Here is a 752-nt window from a genome sequence, read left to right on the forward strand (position 1 = left end):
TATAGCTGCTTAAATACATGCCTGAACAACAACTTCTTGTTTGAGTTTAATAATCTATGCAGCTTCAAAAAATTGACCTAAACCTGTTCATTGTTTTTGATGTAATTTACCGAGAACGAAATCTGACTAAGGCTGCTGAGTCCCTTCATATCACTCAACCCGCTGTCAGTAACTCGCTAAGTCGTCTACGCCGTGTTTTTGATGACCCACTATTTGTAAGACAATCAGGTCACATGGTACCTACACCATTGGCTGACAACATAATATCCAGAGTACGTGCGGCCCTGGCCGGGCTGGAGAGCAGCATCACCGAGCATGATGACTTTAATCCGGAAACCTCTGATAAGAAGTTCTCGTTCGCGATGAACGACACCTCTGAGTCTTACCTGCTGCCAATATTGATGTCTTATTTGCAAGAACATGCACCCGGCATTTCAATTGAGAGCTTTCCTGTCGCACGTTCAGAACTATCGAGAGAGTTTGCCACGGGGCAGTTAGATTTTGCGCTCGACGTTCCTTTGGTTAACGATCCACAACTTGTGAATGAGTCTCTCGCCCAAGACCGTTTTGTCTGTGTCGCTAGCCACGATCACCCATCGCTAGACGGTAAAAGCCTAACACTCGAGCAATACCTTTCTTCGCCGCACATTCATATATCCAGCCGCCGACGGGGTCAGGGCTATATTGACCTGCACTTGAATCGACAGGGCCTACAACGGGATATTCGCTTACGAGTCCAGCACTCTAGGGCT

1 protein-coding gene is annotated in these 752 nt (G+C 46.9%); it reads left to right on the forward strand.

The genetic code is table 11. The features are described 5' to 3' along the window. Positions 1 to 56 precede the first annotated feature (56 nt). The coding region (locus A3729_RS27320) for a LysR family transcriptional regulator (RefSeq protein WP_068568120.1) at positions 57 to 752 on the forward strand (696 nt) is incomplete at its 3' end.

The sequence above is a fragment of the Oleiphilus sp. HI0043 genome, assembly GCF_001634935.1.